The 16847-nt window shown below is 56.8% G+C and carries 14 protein-coding genes and 1 tRNA gene; 10 read left to right on the top strand and 5 right to left on the bottom strand.

What is annotated here, in order from left to right:
* Positions 1 to 308: 308 nt before the first annotated feature.
* A tRNA-Leu gene (locus AU11_RS17560) sits at positions 309 to 395 on the bottom strand.
* Between the two features lie 138 nt (positions 396 to 533).
* Here AU11_RS17560 and queA point away from each other — a divergent pair.
* From queA to secF, 4 genes are all read left to right on the top strand, one after another.
* On the top strand, positions 534 to 1589 hold the full coding sequence (gene queA / locus AU11_RS17555; protein ID WP_043321056.1) for a tRNA preQ1(34) S-adenosylmethionine ribosyltransferase-isomerase QueA: 1056 nt from the start codon (positions 534 to 536) through the stop codon (positions 1587 to 1589).
* A gap of 54 nt (positions 1590 to 1643) precedes the next feature.
* Positions 1644 to 2777: a tRNA guanosine(34) transglycosylase Tgt gene (gene tgt / locus AU11_RS17550; RefSeq protein WP_043321055.1), complete on the top strand. Its 1134-nt coding sequence runs from the start codon at positions 1644 to 1646 to the stop codon at positions 2775 to 2777.
* A 184-nt stretch (positions 2778 to 2961) separates the two neighbouring features.
* The gene (gene secD, locus AU11_RS17545) at positions 2962 to 4830 is read left to right on the top strand and encodes a protein translocase subunit SecD (protein ID WP_043321083.1); all 1869 of its coding nucleotides are present in this window, start codon (positions 2962 to 2964) and stop codon (positions 4828 to 4830) included.
* Between the two features lie 10 nt (positions 4831 to 4840).
* Positions 4841 to 5845 carry a protein translocase subunit SecF gene (gene secF / locus AU11_RS17540; RefSeq protein ID WP_051687427.1) on the top strand — a complete coding sequence of 335 codons (1005 nt, stop codon included), beginning with the start codon at positions 4841 to 4843 and terminating at the stop codon, positions 5843 to 5845.
* A 228-nt stretch (positions 5846 to 6073) separates the two neighbouring features.
* On the opposite strand, the gene AU11_RS17535 is transcribed toward secF, so the two are convergent.
* The 4 genes from AU11_RS17535 to pyrC form a co-directional block, all read right to left on the bottom strand.
* On the bottom strand, positions 6074 to 6271 hold the full coding sequence (locus AU11_RS17535) for a hypothetical protein (RefSeq protein WP_043321079.1): 198 nt from the start codon (positions 6269 to 6271) through the stop codon (positions 6074 to 6076).
* 192 nt (positions 6272 to 6463) lie between these two features.
* On the bottom strand, positions 6464 to 8395 hold the full coding sequence (locus tag AU11_RS17530) for a PHB depolymerase family esterase (protein WP_043321053.1): 1932 nt from the start codon (positions 8393 to 8395) through the stop codon (positions 6464 to 6466).
* Between the two features lie 93 nt (positions 8396 to 8488).
* The gene (rnt, locus tag AU11_RS17525) at positions 8489 to 9175 is read right to left on the bottom strand and encodes a ribonuclease T (protein ID WP_043321051.1); all 687 of its coding nucleotides are present in this window, start codon (positions 9173 to 9175) and stop codon (positions 8489 to 8491) included.
* Positions 9176 to 9223: 48 nt separating this feature from the next.
* A complete protein-coding gene (gene pyrC / locus AU11_RS17520) occupies positions 9224 to 10261 on the bottom strand; it encodes a dihydroorotase (protein ID WP_043321050.1) in 1038 nt (345 codons plus the stop codon).
* A 353-nt stretch (positions 10262 to 10614) separates the two neighbouring features.
* Here pyrC and AU11_RS17515 point away from each other — a divergent pair, with 353 nt between their 5' ends.
* The 6 genes from AU11_RS17515 (at position 10615) to ccoG (ending at position 16791) form a co-directional block, all read left to right on the top strand.
* A complete protein-coding gene (locus AU11_RS17515) occupies positions 10615 to 11835 on the top strand; it encodes an argininosuccinate synthase (RefSeq protein ID WP_043321049.1) in 1221 nt (406 codons plus the stop codon).
* Positions 11836 to 11987: 152 nt separating this feature from the next.
* Positions 11988 to 13448, top strand: coding sequence for a cytochrome-c oxidase, cbb3-type subunit I (gene ccoN / locus AU11_RS17510; RefSeq protein ID WP_043321047.1), 1461 nt, complete (start codon positions 11988 to 11990; stop codon positions 13446 to 13448).
* 12 nt (positions 13449 to 13460) lie between these two features.
* Complete coding sequence (gene ccoO / locus AU11_RS17505; protein ID WP_043321046.1) at positions 13461 to 14078, top strand: cytochrome-c oxidase, cbb3-type subunit II; 618 nt, start codon at positions 13461 to 13463, stop codon at positions 14076 to 14078.
* A gap of 12 nt (positions 14079 to 14090) precedes the next feature.
* Positions 14091 to 14315 (top strand): CcoQ/FixQ family Cbb3-type cytochrome c oxidase assembly chaperone, encoded by a 225-nt coding sequence (locus tag AU11_RS17500; protein WP_043321044.1) that lies wholly within the window; start codon positions 14091 to 14093, stop codon positions 14313 to 14315.
* Positions 14312 to 15220 (top strand): cytochrome-c oxidase, cbb3-type subunit III, encoded by a 909-nt coding sequence (gene ccoP / locus AU11_RS17495; RefSeq protein ID WP_197023902.1) that lies wholly within the window; start codon positions 14312 to 14314, stop codon positions 15218 to 15220. Before AU11_RS17500 ends, ccoP begins: the two co-directional genes overlap by 4 nt.
* Positions 15221 to 15375: 155 nt before the next feature.
* Entirely contained in the window at positions 15376 to 16791 is a 1416-nt protein-coding gene (gene ccoG, locus AU11_RS17490; protein ID WP_043321042.1) for a cytochrome c oxidase accessory protein CcoG, read from the top strand.
* Positions 16792 to 16847: the final 56 nt, after the last annotated feature.

The raw sequence follows: 16847 nt of genomic DNA, 5'->3' as shown, positions 1-16847 counted from the left end.
CAACATCGCCGATGGTAGTGTGGGGATTCCCCATGTGAGAGTAGGTCATCGTCAGGCTTCTAAATACAAAAAAGGCCACCCCATTTGGGGTGGCCTTTTTTGTATTTAGGATACGATGAACTTCTCTTACTACCATGCAGCGCAAAGCGCTGTCATGTGAGCGCCCATGCTCCGAGGGAGCGGAGGACGGGCGCCTGGCGGCGTCCCAACTGCTGGTGCAGTTGGTCGAACCGAGTGCCGTTTCTCAACCAGCCTCTGGTACCAAACAAAAAAGCCCTGATTGCGCGCGCAATCAGGGCTTTTTTGTTTGGTACCAGAGGCCGGACTCGAACCGGCACGCTATCGCTAGCGGGGGATTTTGAATCCCCTGTGTCTACCAATTTCACCACTCTGGCAGATTCTTCACCGACGTCAGGGTCGGCTGGAAAGGACGATGATTATAGCGATGGCCGGAGTCGGGTCAACCAGATTTGGCTCTCGAGGTGCTTTCCGTTAATCTTCGCGGCCGATTCATTAATGCCTAGACTGAACTGATGCAACGCCAGGATTTTTACTTTGATCTACCCGAATCACTGATTGCCAAGGTGCCGGCCGCCGAGCGTCGGGGCAGCCGGTTGCTGTGTCTGGATGGTTCGACGGGTGCGCTGTCACACCGCCAGTTTGTCGATATTCTGGACTTGATCCAGCCCGGCGATCTGCTGGTATTCAATGACACCCGGGTTATTCCAGCGCGTCTGTTCGGGCGCAAGGCCAGTGGTGGAAAGCTGGAGATTCTGATTGAGCGTGTGCTGGATGAGCGCCGCGCGCTGGCGCACATTCGCTCCAGTAAGTCGCCAAAGCCTGGGAGTGAAATCCTGCTGGAAGACGATACACCACTGTTGATGGTTGATCGTCACGATGCACTTTTCGAACTTGAATTTCCGCAAGAGGGGGTGTTGACGGTACTCGATCGCCAGGGACATATGCCGTTGCCTCCGTATATTGATCGGGCCGATACCGAAGCGGATAAGGAGCGCTATCAGACTGTCTATAGCCGCAACGCCGGTGCGGTTGCTGCTCCGACAGCCGGCTTGCATTTTGACGATGCGCTAATCCAGTCGCTGCGTGACAAAGGTGTGGAAACCGCGTTTGTGACGCTGCACGTCGGTGCTGGCACTTTTCAGCCGGTACGTGTTGATGACATAAATACCCACAAGATGCACAGCGAGATTCTCGATGTGTCCGCAGAAGTCTGTGATGCCGTAGCGGCGTGCCGGGCCCGTGGTGGAAAGGTGGTTGCGGTAGGTACAACCAGTGTGCGCGCTCTCGAGAGTGCGGCCGCCAACGGACAGCTAGAGCCCACTCAGGGTGAGACGGAAATTTTCATTTATCCGGGATACCAGTTCCAGGTGGTTGACCGGCTGATCACCAACTTCCATTTGCCGGAGTCCACGTTATTGATGCTGGTGAGTGCATTTGCGGGCTACCGCCATGCCATGAACGCATATAAAGAAGCTGTGGGTCAGAAATATCGCTTTTTCAGTTACGGTGACGCAATGTTGATCGAGCGCAATCCCGCTGTGGATCCCGCGGAAGTCGGGAATCTTTAGGCCCGTCATTGATGCGCAAAGCAACGGCGAAATAGATTTAAGCAGGAGAATGCCTTGAGCCGCGAATGTTTTATGAAGTTTGAGCTGGATACCACGGACGGCAAGGCCCGTCGTGGGCGGCTGCATTTCCCCCGTGGTGTGGTGGAGACCCCGGCGTTTATGCCTGTGGGTACTTACGGCACCGTAAAAGGCATGCTACCCAGGGATGTGGAAGCGATCGGTGCTCACATCATTCTCGGCAACACCTTTCACTTGATGTTGCGCCCGGGCACGGAAGTGGTGAAGGCCCACGGCAGCCTGCACAATTTCATGCGGTGGCAGGGGCCCATTCTGACCGATTCCGGTGGTTTTCAAGTATTCAGCCTGGGGCAGATGCGCAAAATCAGTGAGGAGGGGGTTTCTTTCAAGTCTCCTGTGGATGGCAGTCCGGTATTTGTCGGCCCGGAGGAGTCCATGCAGGTGCAGCGCGACCTGGGTTCCGATGTGGTAATGATTTTTGATGAGTGCACCCCTTACCCGGCCACACCGGATGAAGCGCGCAAGTCGATGGAATTGTCCCTGCGCTGGGCCAAGCGCTCCAAAGATGCCCACGGTGACAATCCTTCGGCTCTGTTTGGCATTGTGCAGGGGGGGATGTATCCGGAATTGCGTGATGTTTCTCTGGCAGGACTGACCGAAATCGGGTTTGACGGATACGCCATCGGTGGACTGTCAGTGGGGGAGCCGAAAGACGAGATGATCAAGGTTCTCGATCACCTGGCCCATCAAATGCCGGCGGATAAGCCCCGTTATCTCATGGGAGTGGGCAAGCCTGAGGACCTGGTGGAGGGCGTACGTCGCGGTGTGGATATGTTCGACTGTGTCATGCCGACGCGCAATGCGCGCAATGGACACCTGTTTACCTTTAAAGGAGTGGTGAAGATTCGCAATGCCAAGCACCGCCACGATACCGGTCCGCTGGAGGAGGGCTGCGATTGTTACACCTGTGAGAATTTTTCTCGCAGTTATCTGCACCACCTGGACAAGTGTGGTGAAATCCTCGGCTCGCAATTGAACACTATTCACAACCTACGCCACTATCAGCGTTTGATGCAACGATTGCGGGACGCCATTGCCGCGGGAACGCTGGAAGACTTTGTGGCGTCTTTCTATAAAGGGTTGGGGCGAGAGGTGCCTCCGCTGAGTTGAGTGGACCCAAGGAGTAGCGTGGCGATTTGTGCCACCTGCCTATCCCCGTATAATCAGCTCCCAAATCTGATCGGATCGCCTCGTGGCTTGTAATTGTGCACGGGCGTCCGCATATCGTCAGTTACCAAAAAAACGTGCCCGTACTGTATTCGTGCAAGCGGGCCAGTCCAACAATGAGAACAGCATGAATCGCTTCCCCCTCTGGAAATATCTCCTGATTCTGATCATCGTCGGATTGGGGCTGTTGTATGCAGCGCCGAATCTGTATCCACCGGATCCTGCGGTACAGGTTTCCGGTCAATCCAGTGCCCTGAAAATTGATCAGAACGTGCTCAGTGAAGCCCAGAAAGCATTAGATGACGCTGGTATCGCGTACTTCGGCGGCGAAGTACAGGACAAATCAGTGTTGCTGCGTCTGAAGTCCATTGAGGAGCAGCTGCCGGCAAAGCGTGCGATTCAGGAGGCGCTCGGTCACAGCGACTACGTGGTTGCATTGAACCTGGCGCCCACGACGCCCGAGTGGCTGATGAATATGGGCGCCAGCCCGATGAAGCTCGGTCTCGACCTGGCGGGCGGTGTGCACTTCCTGATGGAAGTGGACACCAACTCCATCGTTAAGACCAATATGGAAGGTTACGTCTCCGACGTGAAATCCAAGCTGCGCGGAGCCAAAGCCCGATACCGCAGTGTGGAGCTGGAAAACGATCGAGAGATCGTAGCCAGATTCCGCAGTGAAGATCTGCGTAGCCTGGGGATGCGGACACTGCGCAGTGAATTTCCCACCCTGCAGCTCACCGAAAGTGGCGGCGGCAGTAATCTGGAAATTCGCGCCACACTGTCTGATCAGGAAATCAAACAGCTGGAAGATTATGCGGTTACCCAGAACCTGACCACCCTGCGCAATCGTGTGAACGAGCTGGGTGTCGCCGAACCCATTGTGCAACGCCAGGGGCGCAATCGCATTGTGGTGGAGTTGCCCGGTGTTCAGGATACCGCAGAGGCAAAGCGGATTATTGGTAAAACCGCGAACCTTGAATACCGCATGGAAGCGAAGCAGGACGCCCTGGTAACCAATAAAGAATACTTCGAGTACCGCAATGAGCAGGAGCGAGCGGCTTATGGTGGCGCCTGGCTGGAGCGGAAAATCATCATTTCCGGCGAGCGCGTGACCGATGCCCGGGTGGGATACGACGAAAGCGGCTTCCCCCAGGTGAACATTACCCTCGATGCCCGCGGTGGCGAACTGATGCATCGGGCTACCTGGAAGAACGTCGGTCGCCGCATGGGCACTCTGTTTGTGGAAAGCCGGTTTACCCCCGAGACCCAGATCGACGCAGAGGGTAATGAAGTGGTGGTGCAGAAGCGCACTGACGACAAGAAGATCATCAGCCTGGCGACGGTTCAGAGCCCCCTGGGTCGCCAGTTCCGCACCACCGGCTTGGGCAGCCCGGCGGAAGCCCAGGAACTGGCACTGTTGCTGCGCTCCGGTGCACTGGCCGCGCCCATGTACTTCGTTGAAGAGCGAGTGATTGGCCCCTCTCTCGGCGCGGACAATATCAAGGTGGGGGTTACTTCGGTGCAGATCGGTCTGCTCGCCGTAGTGATCTGTATGCTGCTTTTCTATCGGGCATTTGGCCTGGCCGCAAATATTGCACTGGCGGTCAACCTGGTGCTTCTGGTCGCGGTCATGTCCATTCTCGGCGCCACACTGACCCTCCCGGGTATCGCGGGCATGGTTCTGACTATCGGTATGGCAGTTGATGCCAATGTACTGATCTTCTCGCGAATACGGGAGGAGTTGCGCAATGGGCTGCCGCCGCAATCGGCGATCAATTCCGGCTTTGACAATGCCTACAGTGCCATTGTCGATGCCAATATCACTACCCTGATCGTGGCGGTCATTCTGTATGCCATCGGCTCCGGCCCAGTTCAGGGCTTCGCGGTCACCCTGTCTATCGGCATCCTGACCTCAATGTTCAGTGCCATCATGGGCACCCGTGCGTTGATCAATTTGTTCTACGGCGGTCGCCGTGTACAGAAACTCTGGATTTAAGGGGACGGTGATGAGTAGCAATACCAAAGAAGAAAACGGCAAGATCACCGAGTATATGGGTAAGCGCGTGTATGACTTTATGCGCTGGCGCAAAGTTGCGGCCGCCATTTCCATTGCGCTGGTCATTGCCTCGATCGCTGCGCTGGCAATGAACGGACTGAAGCTCGGCCTCGATTTCACCGGTGGTACGCAGATTGAAGTGGGCTACCAGAACGCCCCTAAAATCGAAGATGTACGCAGTCAGCTTGAGGATGCGGGATTTGAAGGCGCGGCGGTCGTGCGCTTTGGATCGGACAGTGAGCTACTGATCAAGTTGCCGCCGGAGGTGGCGGAACAGCAGGCGCAGCAGAATGCGCGGGAAGCGGAGGCCAATAACTCCATCGGTGACAAGGTGGTCGGTGTGCTGCGTCAGCATAGTGATGGCAGCATTGATCTGCGCCGGGTGGAAATGGTTGGGCCGCAGATTGGTGAAGAGCTGCGCGATGATGGCGGCCTCGGCATGCTGTTCGCGCTGGCGGTGGTAATGGCGTATGTAGCGCTGCGCTTTCAGTACAAATTCGCCGTGGGCGCGGTGGTGGCTCTGATCCACGACGTGATTATCGTGCTGGGCTTCTTCGCTATTCTGCGTCTGGACTTCGATTTGACCGTGCTTGCCGCAGTGCTGGCAGTGGTGGGCTATTCCATCAATGACACCATCGTGGTTTATGACCGGGTGCGGGAAAACTTCCGTAGGGTGCGTCAGGCGGACCCTGAGGAGGTGATCAATATCTCGATCAGTCAGACGCTCAGTCGGACCTTTATGACCTCGTTCACCACCTTGCTGGTACTGTGGGCGCTGCAGTTCTTTGGCGGTGAGCTGATCCACAATTTCTCGCTGGCGCTGATTGTGGGCGTGGTCATTGGTACCTTTTCCTCCGTATATGTGGCTGCCAATGTTCTGATGGCGATGAAGATTTCCAAAGAAGACCTGATGCCACCGGTGAAGGAAGGTGCGGAATTGGATGAGATGCCGTAATACAGAGATTTGACGGCAGACATAAAAAAGGCGGGTGTTACCCGCCTTTTTTATGTCTCGCAGACCGAAAGATTGGTGTCGCTACCGGTTGATTGTCCGCGGACCTGGTTGTATCGCGACTTGGGCGTCACACGGCCCCCTGGGGCGCGCGAAACCCTACCGGATTGCGCGGGCTCAATGCTGGCGAGAAGAATGGAGGTAGCAGTCGAGGTCACTCGACCGCTGGAATCAGGCGCGGGGCTTCTTACCGAGAGTAATATGCTTGGGACCAGAAGTGTTGGTTTGACCACTGACCCCTTTGGGCACCTGCTCAATCTCGCCACCGCTGGCAAGGAACGCCTGAATCTGAGCTTCGATGGCTTCGCGCGACTCCGTAGAAACGGTTTCCTTGCCGCGTTTGCTGGCGCTGGATGCTTTTTTAGCCACAATTCTGTCCACTTTTATGCATGAACGGCAGATAATACCGCAATCTGTGCAAAAAATCACCCGCCACGATTTTGCTTCTTCAAGTATGTTCCCACGGGAAGAGGCGAGCGCAGAATTTTCTGCTCCCGGAATGGATAAAGGCCTGATTTATCAGGCCTTTATCCGTTATTGATGGCGGTGCGGTGATGGGCGTCAGGGACAGTTGCCCACCGACCAATTGCTACCATCGGTGCTGTGCAGCGTGTTCAGTCCCCAGGTAGAGCCGGCCATGGGTTCATCGCTTCCCTCGGCGAAATAGTCCGGTGCCATGGGGTTGCCGGTACTGTATGCACGGCCCGCGGTTTTCTGGTAGTAGTTGTACGTACTGTGTTCGGTGCAGGTCTCACCGCCGGAGCCGCTGCCACCAGAGCTACTGCCTCCGGAGCTTCCTCCGCTGGAGCTGCCACCACCGCCAGTGCAGGCCACTTGTGGACCGTTACAGGAGGCATCGTTATCGCGCCATTGGCACTGGCCGCCACCGACGGAAAACTCATCCAGGCGGAAGCTGGCGCTACTGTATTCCAGGTAACAATTGGCGTAGTTGGTGTAATCGAGGCGGCCTGCGGCAATATGCTGGTCGAGGGTCGCGGTGACACCCGCATCGGCGACGAAGCTTACACTCGCGCTACTGCTCAGGCCCGTCATATCCGTCGCGGTGACCGTAGCGGACCCCGCTCCGCCGGGCAGATCGCACTGTTCGCCAGAGAACTCAGTGCCAACTACTGCAGCGGTGATACTGCCATTGCTGAATGCGATGGAGACGCTTTCGAGGTCCTGATTCTGATCGACCACATTGCCACTCACTGAAACGCACTGACCGGCCACATGGGCGCTGAGGTTGCTCAGCTCTGGCGCCATGGCCGGCGGCTCCGGCCCTACGCGCACAGTAGACAGGTAGGGTTCCCCAGCGGCCCCTTCATCGTCTGTTGCGGTGACGGTGACTTCATAAAGACCATCCGCCAGCGCCGGGCTGGTCAATGAAAAAAAACCACTGGCGTCGGTGCCTCCACTCACCGAACTGCTGGTGTCTCCGTCAAAGGTGGCATCAACGCTTTGCACACTGCCTTCCGCGTCGGTCGCGTTGCCACTGACCAGGACCTGACTACCGCTGGTGCTGATGCTGATGTCGCTGATAACCGGGCCGCTGTTGCGATCGACGCGCTTGTTGTTATCCACGAAGTACTGACCCAGGTAGCTGGCGTAATTGATGCCCGCACCACTGATATAGCTCCCGCTGGCGCCCTGACCGCCAGACCAGGCGTGATCGACACCATTCAGCCAGAGCATGGAGACGCGCCCGTCCTGCCATAGAGTTTCTGTCGCGCTGCGGCCGCCGTCGGTGTAAGTGTCGGTGCCTGGCAGCTGACTCACACCGTAAACGCCGGCCATCCCTTCCGCGTTTTGGGTGTTGTAGCAGTCATCCACTGTGGTGTCGTTGGTGCCGTGGGCAATGGAGGCGATTTGTGTATCGAAATGGTCGGCGTAGCTACCGGCGTAAGAGTTGCAGCGGCTGGCGACATTAGCGGTTTCACAGCTACCGATGGCGCCACTGGAGCTGGTGCCGATACTCGGGCCGGCACTGATACCCATGCCTGCAAACACATCCGGGGCGATACACGCGGTGGTATTGGCGAAGGCGGCACCGGAGGATAGACCGGCAATGTACACCTGATTCGGGTCGATGCCCCGACTGGAATCACCGCTCATGGTATTGGCCAGGTTGACCAGATTTTTGTAATCTCCGGCGGTGCGAGAGCGGGTGCCCTGCCAGTAGGACCAGCAACTGAAGCCGGCCTTATTCATGGCATCGGGCACTGCCACGACCATGCCGTATTCTTCCGCGGCCTGTTCCAGGTTCGCGCTCAGGTAGGCGTCGATGGATTGGGTGCACCCGTGCAGTACCACCAGCAGTGCCTTGCCGTCACCAATTGGTGAGGAGGAGTCCGGGGTGTAAATATGGACCTTGTTGAAGCCGCCGATGGCGACGTTCTGTTGCCAGCTGCCGGCGTCTGCCGCTGCCGCACCCAGCATTATGGATAGACCCAGGCCGGCGCCCAGGAGCTTGCGCTGCTTGAAAAGTTTCATCGCTTTCACCGTTATTTTTATTGGAAGCAACCCCAGCCTAGCGAGGGGGCGAAACGGTGAATATGCGACCAAAGTCGTACGGGAGAAGGTGGATCAGTCCGCGTCTTCGCCTTCTGCCTGTGGGTCGTCCGCAGCGGATGGCAGGGGCCAGCCGCCCAAGTCGCGCCAGCGGTTGACGATGCCGCAGAACAGTTCGGCGGTTTTCTCCGCATCGTATTCCGCGGAGTGGGCAGCGCTATTGTCGAAGGCCATTCCGGCCGTCTGGCAGGCTTTGGCGAGTACGGTCTGTCCGTAGGCCAGTCCCGCCAGAGTGGCGGTGTCCAGGCACGAGAAGGGGTGGAAAGGGTTGCGTTTCAGGCCGCAGCGCGCGACCGCCGCGTTGATAAAGCCGAGGTCGAAGTGCGCGTTGTGCGCAACCATAATGGCGCGGGTGCAGCTGTGGCTCTTGATGGCGCGGCGAATCTGCCGAAACAGCTCCGGAAGGGCGATCTCTTCAGGCCAAGCGTCGCGGTCCGGGGAGTCGAGATCTACGCCAATGAAATCCAGGGCGGATTGCTCGATATTGGCGCCTTCAAATGGCTCTATATGAAAGCTGTGGGTTTCCTCTGGGTAGAGGGTGCCGTGGTCATCCATATTCAGGATAACCGCTGACACTTCCAGCAGGGCGTCGGTGCGGGCGTTGAAGCCCGCCGTTTCCAGGTCCAGCACTACGGGCAGAAAGCCACGAAAGCGCTGGGCCAGAAGACTTTTGGGGCCGTTGGGCGTTTCTGCTGGGGTCACGGGTATCCTGAGAGCTAAACCAATTCAAATTTGCGGCGGGGCTGGGGATTATACCCGGCGCCAGTTCAATGTTTCGCCTGCGGCCAACGGGATCAGGGCGTCGTCACCCATCTGTAGCCCGGAGGGAAGTGTCCAGGGCTCCCGCACCAGGGTGATGGTATCGCTATTGCGCGGGAGGCCATAGAAGTCGGGGCCAAAGTCGCTCGCGAACCCCTCGAGCATATCCAGTTTGCCGGCGCGCTCGAAGGCTTCAGCGTAGAGCTCGATGGCACTGAACGCGGTGTAGCAGCCGGCGCAGCCGCAGGTCGTTTCTTTTTTGCCCTGAGCGTGGGGCGCTGAATCCGTACCCAGGAAAAATTTAGGGTTGCCACTGGTCGCCGCTTCGATCAGCGCGTTCTGGTGATAGCCGCGTTTCAGGATGGGTAGGCAGTAGTAATGCGGTCGGATGCCCCCCACCAGCATGTGATTACGATTGTACAGCAGGTGATGCGCGGTAATGGTTGCAGCAACACCGTCGCGGGCTTGAGCGACAAACTCGGCCGCATGCGCCGTCGTGATATGTTCCAGAACAATTTTCAGAGTGGGGAAATCGTCTACTACCGGCCCCAGAATGTTTTCGATAAAGACCCGCTCGCGGTCGAAAATATCGATTTCGCTGGTGGTTACCTCGCCGTGCAGCAGCAATTTCATGCCACAGGACTGCATGGCCTCCAGTGCAGGGTAGATATTGGCGATATCCGTGACACCGGAGTCAGAATTGGTGGTAGCGCCGGCCGGATAGAGTTTGGCGGCTACGACTCCGGCGGAATGCGCGCGCTCTACCACCTCTGGGGTGGTATTGTCGGTCAGGTAGATCACCATTAATGGGGTGAACGGGTTCCCTTCCGGGATCGCGGCTGCAATACGCTCTTTATAAGCGAGAGCGTCACCTGCGTTGACTACCGGCGGTACCAGGTTGGGCATGACGATGGCCCGTCGAAACTGGTCAGCGGCGTCTCCCACAGTGCGCGGCAAGGCGGCGCCATCGCGTAAATGAATGTGCCAGTCGTCAGGTTTGCGCAGCGTGATTTGCTGTTTGGGCTCCACCGAATATCTCCTCCCGGATTGATCGCGGCGCCGATGCTACCCGAAGCGCCAAAAAATTGCGAAAACTGCGGTGAATGTCTCATTTCTCACCAGATTGAATGTAAAGTAGACAGGTTGACGGGCTGCTTTTTACGCAATCATTCGGCTGGCCGTCTGGTGCTAGTCGTATGCCGTTCTAGGCGCTACAATCGCGCCCCGAAAAAAGGCGGCCTACCCGCAGTTCCTGGGCACACATCCAAAAATAATCCCCCCAGTTCGAGACATTTCACAGGTGCAACGCCCCGGTAGGGCGGCAGTGTACCTGTAGTGAAGGCACAGCCCGAAAGCACGGGCCCACTATACAGAGGATAGTAATGAGCAAGATCGATAAGGTGGTATTGGCATATTCCGGCGGGCTCGATACTTCGGTGATCGTACGCTGGTTGCAGGATACCTATGGGTGTGAGGTTGTTACCTTTACCGCCGATATCGGTCAGGGTGAGGAAGTGGAGCCGGCACGCGCCAAAGCGGAAGCCCTGGGCGTAAAAGAGATCTACATCGACGATCTGCGCGAAGAGTTCGTGCGCGACTTCGTCTTTCCTATGTTCCGCGCTAATACGATTTACGAAGGTGAGTACCTGCTGGGTACATCTATCGCCCGCCCTCTGATCGCCAAGCGACTGATCGAAATTGCCAACGAAACCGGTGCCGATGCCATTTCCCACGGTGCCACCGGCAAGGGTAACGATCAGGTGCGTTTCGAACTCGGCGCCTACGCTCTGAAGCCCGGTATCCAGGTGATCGCCCCTTGGCGTGAGTGGGATCTGAATTCCCGCGAGAAACTGATGGAATACTGTGAGCAGCACAAGATTCCGGTGGATTTTTCCAACAAGAAGAAAAAGTCCCCGTATTCCATGGATGCCAACCTGTTGCATATCTCCTATGAAGGCGGAGTGCTCGAGGAACCCTGGGCGGAAGCAGAAGAAGATATGTGGCGCTGGAGTGTCAGCCCGGAAGCCGCACCGGACAAGCCTACTTACATCACCCTGCAGTATGAGAATGGCGATCCGGTTGCCATCGACGGCGAGCGGATGAGCCCAGCGACCCTGCTGGAGAAACTGAACAAGCTCGGTGGTGCCAATGGTATCGGTCGTCTGGATATCGTGGAAAACCGCTATGTGGGCATGAAGTCCCGCGGCTGCTACGAAACACCCGGTGGCACCATCATGATGAAGGCGCACCGCGCCATCGAATCCATCACTCTGGATCGCGAAGTCGCACACCTGAAAGACGAGCTGATGCCGCGCTACGCAAAGCTGATTTACAACGGTTACTGGTGGTCCCCCGAGCGCGAAATGCTACAGGCGGCAATCGACCAGTCCCAGTCTGTGGTGAACGGTGAGGTGCGCCTGAAACTGTATAAAGGCAGTGTTTCCGCCGTTGGTCGCCGCTCCGATGACAGTCTCTTCGACGAGAAAATCGCCACCTTTGAAGACGATGCGGGCGCTTACGACCAGAAAGATGCCGAGGGCTTTATCAAATTGAACGCCCTGCGCCTGCGTATCGCAGCGGGTAAAGGCAGAGACTTGATCTAAATCAGCCGGGAAGGGCGATTACAGCGTTTAAATCGTCGTTCCTGTGCCCACCCGGTCTACCGTGAAGGGTATAGCCGCCCCCCTATTGGTGATTATGGCGAGTACCCCGCGTTTGACGGAAACGAATCTCTAAAAGCAACGGAAGTAACACAATGACGACTACAGTGGCAGAGGCCGGCAAGCTGCCGGACTATGACTACAACATTGTGCGCCAGTTCACCATCATGTCGGTGGTCTGGGGTATTTTTGGTATGGGCGTGGGTGTCCTGATCGCCGCCCAGCTGGCCTGGCCTGCGCTGAATGACCTGTGGCAGCCGTTCACGCATTTTGGTCGTCTGCGTCCGTTACACACCAATGCGGTTATCTTCGCATTTGGCGGCAGCGTACTGTTTGCGACCTCGTACTATGTGGTCCAGCGCACCTGTCAGACTCGCCTGTGGGGCGGTTGGCTCATTCCCTTCACTTTCTGGGGCTGGCAGGTCGTCATCATTGCCGCCGCGATTACTCTGCCGTTGGGTTACACCTCCAGTAAAGAGTACGCAGAACTGGAGTGGCCAATTGATATCCTGATCGCACTGGTGTGGATTGCTTATGCAATCGTGTTCTTTGGCACCATTGCCAAGCGTCGTACTTCCCATATCTATGTAGCCAACTGGTTCTTTGGTGCCTACATCATCACCATTGCCGCGCTACATATCGTCAACAACCTGGAAGTGCCGGTCGCGCCGTTCAAGTCCTATTCCATATACTCCGGTACCAAGGACGCCATGATCCAGTGGTGGTATGGACACAACGCGGTTGGTTTCTTCCTGACCGCTGCCTTCCTCGGCATCATGTACTACTTCGTACCGAAGCAGGCCGGTCGCCCGGTCTACTCCTACCAGCTTTCTATTGTGCACTTCTGGGCGCTGATCTCCATTTATGTATGGGCCGGTGGCCACCACCTGCATTACTCGGCACTGCCGGACTGGACCCAGAGCTTGGCGATGATTATGTCGGTGATTCTGCTGGCTCCGTCCTGGGGCGGCATGATTAACGGCATCATGACTTTGTCTGGCGCCTGGCACAAACTGCGCACCGACCCGACCCTGCGTTTCCTGGTGGTATCCCTGTCCTTCTACGGCATGTCCACGTTTGAAGGCCCGATGATGTCCATCAAGACCGTGAACGCACTGTCCCACAACACCGACTGGACCATTGGCCACGTGCATTCCGGTGCGCTGGGCTGGGTTGCGATGATCTCCATCGGCGCCCTGTATCACCTGGTACCTGTACTCTGGGGCCGTAAAGAGATGTACAGCGTCAAGCTGATCAATGCGCATTTCTGGCTCGCTACCGTGGGCACTGTTCTGTACATCGCGGCGATGTGGGTGAATGGTATTACCCAGGGCCTGATGTGGCGCGCCTTCAACGCCGACGGCACCCTGACCTACAGCTTTGTGGAGAGCGTGATCGCCAGCCACCCGGGCTACATCGTTCGCTGGTTGGGTGGTGCCTTCTTCCTGACCGGTATGTTCCTGATGGCGTACAACGTATTCCGCACCGTCACCGACGAGCCTAAAGAAGGCGAAGTGCGTCACGATGAAAACCTGCCGATCGCGAAGAATGCTTAAGGGGAAACGATCGTGAAAAATCATGACATCGTAGAAAAGAACATCGGCCTGATGATGGTGCTGATCGTTGTAGCGATCAGCTTCGGTGCCCTGGTGGAAATCGTTCCCCAGTTCTTCACCACCAATAACAATGAACCGATTGCGGGTCTGAAACCGCTGGGTCCGGTAGAGCTGGAAGGGCGCGATATCTATATCCGTGAAGGCTGCCATGTGTGTCACACCCAGATGGTGCGTCCGCTGCGTGCAGAAGTGGAGCGTTACGGTCACTACTCTATGGCGCAAGAGTTCGTGTACGAGCACCCCTTCCTGTGGGGCTCCAAACGAACCGGCCCGGATCTCGCTCGCGTAGGTGGCCGTTACTCTGACGAATGGCACCGCGCGCACCTGTACGATCCACGCAATGTGGTCCCGGAATCCATCATGCCGTCTTACCCCTGGTTGTTCGACAATATCGTCACTGGGGAACATACGGCGAGAAAGATGAGAGCACTGCGCTCTGTCGGAGTGCCCTACACCGACGAAGATATCGCCAACGCCAGCAAGCCCTTTGTGGGCGGGCGCGTTACCGAGATTGATGCGCTGGTTGCCTACTTGCAGCAGCTGGGCACCCTGGTACAGCAGAAGCGCTAAGCGAGGTAATCGGTGACTATCGATATTCTGCGGCAGATCGCCGTTGTTCTCGGCGCACTGGCATTCCTCGCGGTGTGCTGGTGGGCTTTCTCTCCCAAGCGTAAAAAGCGTTTTGAGGAAGATGCAAAGCTGCCGTTCGCCGATGAGCAGGAAACTTTAGACAAGTCCGCTCGCGAGAGCGAAAGCACCACTGGCGACGAGGCCGGTAAGAAACAGGAACAGGGGCAGGACAAATGAGTACATTTTGGAGTGTTTGGGTAATTGTGCTCACCCTCGCCAATCTCGCATTGGTAACTTGGGTTCTTTTTGCAAACCGCAAAGTGGCGGTGGACGATCAGGACGATCCGGAAAACCGCACCACCGGCCACGTGTACGATGGTATTGAGGAATACGACAACCCGCTGCCGAAGTGGTGGTTCCTGCTGTTCATCTTCACGCTGGTGTTTTCCGCGGTATATCTGGTGATTTACCCGGGCATGGGTAACTTCAAGGGTATTGCCGGCTGGACCTCTGTTGGTGCGCTGAAGGCATCTGAAGCCAAAGCACAGGCTGAGTTCAAAGAGAACTTTGGCCAGTACGTGGATATGCCAATCGAGAAAATTGCTGAAAATCGCGAAGCACTGAAAATGGGCGCGCGAATCTTTGCCAATAACTGCGCGGTCTGTCATGGTGCCGACGGTGGTGGAAACTACGGTTTCCCGAACCTGACCGACAGTGACTGGCTGTACGGTGGTACCCCGGAGAAAATCCTGGAAACTCTGCACAACGGTCGCCAGGGGCTGATGCCACCACAAGGCCCGATCATTGGTGAAGACGGTGTGAAGAATGTGACCGAGTACGTTCTGGCAATGAATGGTCTGGAGCACGATGCAGCGCTCGCCGAGCAGGGCAAACAGGTATTCGGTACCGTGTGTATGGCGTGTCACGGCGCAGATGGCAAGGGCAACCAGGCGCTGGGTGCGCCAAATCTGACCGATGATATCTGGCTTTACGGCGGTACTCGCGAAGAAATTCAGCACACCGTGCGCGGTGGGCGGAGTAACAATATGCCCTCTCAGAAAGACAAGCTGCGTGAAGACAAGATCCGTCTGGTCGCTGCCTATGTCTACAGTCTGTCGCGTCAGGAAGACGTGCAGCAGTAACAGAAAGATCCGGCGTAACTCCGCTTGCGCCGCGCCAGGTAAGGGGGCTTCCGGCCCCCTTTATCCACAGGGAAGGGCACTGCAGGGAAGAAGAACAAGCCTCATTGCAATGATTGCAGTTTCCATCCCGAGTCCCTTCGGGCAAGTGAGGTTTTGTGAGCGATAGAATCCCTACCCGGGAAGAGCAGGAAGGTGGTGGTGAAGTCCGCTATCGCATGCTCTACGAGTCCGACGACAAGGTCTATATCCGCCATATTCGCGGTGTCTACACCCGTATTCGCAAATATACCGGCCTTCCACTACTTCTCGCTTTTTTCTTTATCCCCTGGCTCAACATCGATGGGCGTCAGGCGGTGCATTTTGATTTGCCTGCGCGGCAGTTTCATATTCTCTGGGCGACCTTCGGTCCACAGGATGGCATCCTGCTCGCAGCTCTGCTGATTATTTCCGCCTTTGCCCTTTTTGCGGTCACTACCTGGCTGGGGCGGGTCTGGTGTGGGTTTACCTGTCCGCAAACGGTGTGGACACTGATGTTTATCTGGGCTGAGCGGGTGTGCGAAGGGGACCGCGCGAAACGGATGAAGCTGGATGCGGCGCCCTGGAGCCTCGAGAAGGTATTGCGCAAGGGCGGTACCCATACCATCTGGTTGCTGATATCCCTCGCAACGGCATTGGCGTTCGTTGGCTACTTTTACGGGATCCGTGATCTGGTGGTGGACCTTGCAACCTTCACCGCGCACCCACAAGGGGCATTCTGGGTTGCATTCTTTATGTTTGCGACTTACTTCAACGCCGGTTTTATGCGTGAGCAGGTGTGCAAATACATGTGTCCTTATGCCCGCTTCCAGTCGGTCATGTATGACAAGGATACCCTCGCGGTGTATTACGATGCCCGCCGCGGAGAAGCGCGTGGGCCGCGTAAAAAAGGTGTGGATCACAAGGCCCAGGGCATGGGTGACTGTATTGATTGTTATTGGTGTGTGCAGGTGTGCCCCGTGGATATCGATATCCGCGATGGCATGCAGTACGAGTGTATCAACTGCGGCCTCTGCGTCGACGCCTGCAACAGTGTGATGGACAAAATGCAGTATCCGCGGGGGTTGATCCGGTTTACCTCGGAAGACGAGTTGGAAACCGGCAAGACCCAGTTTGTACGCCCGAGGTTACTGGGCTACGGGCTGATATTACTGTTGTTGATTGGCGCCTTTTCCTATCAGGTGGTTACCCGTTCTCCGGTTCAGGCGGAAGTGCTGCGCGACCGCGGGGCACGCATGTATCGCGTGTCTCAGGGTATGGTGCAGAATGTCTACACGGTCAAGATCAATAACATGGACCAGCGGCCCCACGAATTCAGCATCCGTGTTACCGGTAAGCCCGGATACGATTACTCCCTGCGGATGCAACAGAATCCACTGGTGAACCCCGGGGAGTTATACTCCGTGCCCATCCGGGTCAGTGTGCCGAAGAAGCAGCTGCGGGACACCAAGCACGATATCTATATCGAGATTGAGGCAAAGGACGCGCCGGAGCTCAATGATCGGCACAAGACCGTATTTATTGGCCCCAAGTAGGTGCGAATAAAGTGGCCAGGGATGAGCACCTTACAGCATTACCGCTCCAACAATTT

This window comes from Microbulbifer sp. HZ11 (assembly GCF_000708675.1).
Classification (GTDB): domain Bacteria; phylum Pseudomonadota; class Gammaproteobacteria; order Pseudomonadales; family Cellvibrionaceae; genus Microbulbifer.
This window is presented reverse-complemented; position numbering and strand designations above follow the sequence as displayed.